The following is a 3,099-nucleotide window of genomic DNA, read 5'->3' as shown; positions in this document are numbered from 1 at the left end:
GGGGCGCGCCGGCGCCGGGCAGCCAGAGATCGGCCTCCGGCAGGCGCGTGCGGGACGGCGGCGGCGTGATGCGGCCAAGCTCGGTGCGCGCCGGCCCGTGCTCGATCGCCTCCAGCACCACGCCAGCCTCGCCGCCGATCAGCCGCGCGCAGCCTGGGGCCGCGAGCAGCGTCAGCGCGAGAAGTGCACGACGGATTCGAGATGCGCGGACCATCGGAACTGGTCGACTGGCGTGGCGGCGGCGACGGCGAACCCGGCCCCGTGCAGCACGGCGGCATCACGCGCCAGCGCGACCGGGTTGCAGGAGACGTAGACGACGTGGCGCGCCGCGCTGCGCGCGATCTGCGCCACCTGCTCCGCCGCGCCGCCATAGGGCGGGTCGAGTACGACGACGGCGAAGGGCTTGAGGTCGGCTGGCAGGAAGGGCTGGCGCGCGAGGTCGCGCCGCACCGCGTCCACCCGGGCGCCCGATCTCCGCACCGCCGCGTCGAGCGCCGCCACCGCCTCGGCGCTGCCTTCCACCGCCGTGACGCGGCCGCGCGCGGCGAGCGGAAAGCTCAGCGTGCCGAGGCCGGCATAGAGATCGAGAATCCGCGCCTTGGGCGGCAGCTTCGCGGGCAGGCCCGCCAGCACCGCCGCGACGATCGCCGCCTCGCCCTCGCGGCTCGCCTGGAGGAAGGCGCCAGGCGGCGGCGCGACCTCGATCTCGCCGAGCATCAGCCGCACCGGCCCGGTCTGCGCCGCCGTCTCGTGCAGGCCGTCGCCTTGCGCCCAGGCGATGCGCGGCAGGCCGAGCTGCTGGCCGAAGGCCGCGAGCAGCCTGCGCCCGGTCGCGTCCAGGGGCTTGTCGGTACGCAGCAGGATGTCGGGGCCGCTGTCGAGCAGGTTCACCACCGCCGATCCCTCGCGCGCCAGCGCCGGCAGGCGCCTCAGCAGCGCGCGCAGCGGCGCGACGAGGGCGAAAAGCGCGGGGACCAGGATGCGGCATTCGCGCAGGTCCAGCACCTCGTGCGAGCCGCGCGGGTGGAAGCCGATGGCGACGCTGCCGTCCGGCCGGCGGCGCAGCGCGAAATCCGCGCGGCGCCGGCTGTCGGGCGGCGTCGCGACGGTCTCCGCGACCGGCGCATCGGCGAAGCCGGCCCGCGCCAGCGCCTCGATGAGACGCGTGCGCTTCCAGCGTGACTGCGCGCCGAGGTCCCAGTGCTGCAGCGCGCAGCCGCCGCAACCTTCGACGAAATGCGGGCAGGGTGGCGCGACGCGCTCGGGCGACGGCGCTTCGACCGCCTCCAGCACGGCGCGGCCGCGCCCTGCCGGCCGCGCCATGACGCGCTCGCCTGGCAAGGCGAAGGGTATGTGCAGCGGGCCGTCCGGCGTCTCGGCCACGCCGTCGCCGGCGGAGCCGATGCGCGCGATGGCGAAGCGCATGCGGCTTCCGCCCGGACCCTTGCCCGCGAGCGGCGAAGGGTTCGGCGGCTCAGCCGCCAAACGCGTTGAGGCCGGTCTGGGCGCGGCCGAGGATCAGCGCGTGCACGTCATGCGTGCCCTCGTAGGTGTTCACAGTCTCGAGGTTCATGACGTGGCGGATCACGTGATACTCGTCCACGATCCCGTTGCCGCCATGCATGTCGCGCGCGACCCGGGCGATATCCAGCGCCTTGCCGCAGTTGTTGCGCTTCACCAGGGAGATCATCTCCGGCGAGGCCTTGTGCGCGTCGAAGAGCCGCCCGACGCGCAGCACGGCGTGCAGGCCGAGCGTGATCTCGGTCTGCATGTCGGCGAGCTTCTTCTGGATGAGCTGCGTTGCCGCGAGAGGCTTGCCGAACATCTTGCGGCCCATCGTGTAGTCGCGCGCGGCGTGCCAGCAGAACTCGGCCGCGCCCATCGCACCCCAGGCGATGCCGTAGCGCGCGCGGTTCAGGCACTGGAACGGACCGGCGAGCGACTTCACGCCGGGCAGGCGGTTCGCCTCCGGCACGAAGACCTCGTCCATCATGATCATGCCGGTCACGCTGGCGCGGAGGCTGAACTTGCCCTCGATCTTCGGGAAGGTGAGCCCCTTCATGCCGCGCTCCAGGATGAAGCCGCGCAGCACGCCCTCGTCGTCCTTGGCCCAGACCACCGCGATGTCGGCGATCGGCGAGTTGGTGATCCAGGTCTTGGAGCCGCTGACGAGGTAGCCGCCATCCACCTTCTTCGCGCGGGTGCGCATCGAGGCGGGATCCGAGCCGGCGTCGGGCTCGGTCAGGCCGAAGCAGCCGACCCATTCGCCGGTGCGGAGCTTCGGCAGGTACTTCTGCTTCTGCTCTTCCGACCCGAAGGCGTGGATCGGGAACATCACCAGCGAGGACTGCACCGAGAAGGCGCTGCGGTAGCCGCTGTCCACCCGCTCGACCTCGCGGGCCATCAGCCCGTAGGCGACGTAGGACACGCCGGCGCAGCCATAGCCGTCGAGCGTCGCGCCGAGGAAGCCCATCTCGCCGAACTCATTCATGATCTCGCGGTCGAAGCGCTCGTGGCGGTTCGCCTCGAGCACCCGCGGCATCAGCTTCTCCTGGCAGAACTGGCGGGCCGCGTCGCGGATCATCCGCTCGTCCTCGGTCAACTCCTGGTCGAGCAGCAGCGGGTCGTCCCACTTGAAGGGCGGCAGCGAGGACTTCTTGGGGGCCTCGCCAGCGACCTGGGTGACGACGTTCATGGCTTCCTCCTGGGGACGCGGCGATACCCGCGCCGGTCTTCTGCGCGACCGCGGCCGCGCGGGGCGTCTTGCGGCAATCTAGGCCGTTGCCCGCCAGGGGCAACGGCCGGCGGCGATCACGCCGCCTCGGCGTCCGTCGCCGCGGCTTCCGGGGCCTCGGCAGGTGCCTCGGCCACCGTCTCGCGCCGCGGGCGCGGGATCGGGATTGTCATGAAGGCCGGCACGCTGTCGCCGAAGCCGCGCACCGGCGGGCCGAGATCCTCACGCCGGTAGTCACGGCGCTCGTCGCGGCGGCCTTCCTCGCGGCGCCCCTCGTCGCGACGCCCGTCCTCGTGGCGCGGGCGGCGGTCGTCCCGCCGCTCGTCGCGCGGGCGGTCCTCGCGCCGGGGCTCCGGCCCACGGGC

At 73.2% G+C, this 3,099-nt stretch carries 3 protein-coding genes and 1 pseudogene; all 4 read right to left on the bottom strand.

Translation table 11 applies throughout. The features are described from left to right. The coding region (locus tag L2I40_RS21160) for a hypothetical protein (RefSeq protein WP_237217176.1) at positions 1–214 on the bottom strand (214 nt) is incomplete at its 3' end. Then, on the bottom strand, positions 172–1,425 hold the full coding sequence (locus L2I40_RS21155) for a class I SAM-dependent RNA methyltransferase (RefSeq protein WP_237217174.1): 1,254 nt from the start codon (positions 1,423–1,425) through the stop codon (positions 172–174). The genes L2I40_RS21155 and L2I40_RS21160, both read right to left, overlap by 43 nt. A gap of 49 nt (positions 1,426–1,474) precedes the next feature. Next, positions 1,475–2,695: an acyl-CoA dehydrogenase gene (locus L2I40_RS21150; RefSeq protein ID WP_237217172.1), complete on the bottom strand. Its 1,221-nt coding sequence runs from the start codon at positions 2,693–2,695 to the stop codon at positions 1,475–1,477. A gap of 116 nt (positions 2,696–2,811) precedes the next feature. Next, positions 2,812–3,099 (bottom strand): annotated as a pseudogene (locus L2I40_RS21145) (hypothetical protein); the annotation flags it as partial.

The organism is Falsiroseomonas oryziterrae (assembly GCF_021864505.1).
Classification (GTDB): domain Bacteria; phylum Pseudomonadota; class Alphaproteobacteria; order Acetobacterales; family Acetobacteraceae; genus Falsiroseomonas; species Falsiroseomonas oryziterrae.
Note: the sequence above shows the minus strand (reverse complement) of the source record. Positions and strands in the feature narration are given on the sequence as shown.

What these genes read in the sequence shown, in the direction of transcription:
- L2I40_RS21150 (WP_237217172.1), bottom strand. Translation starts at nt 2,695, where the DNA reads ATGAACGTCGTCACCCAGGTCGCTGGCGAGGCCCCCAAGAAGTCCTCG.
- L2I40_RS21155 (WP_237217174.1), bottom strand. Translation starts at nt 1,425, where the DNA reads ATGCGCTTCGCCATCGCGCGCATCGGCTCCGCCGGCGACGGCGTGGCC.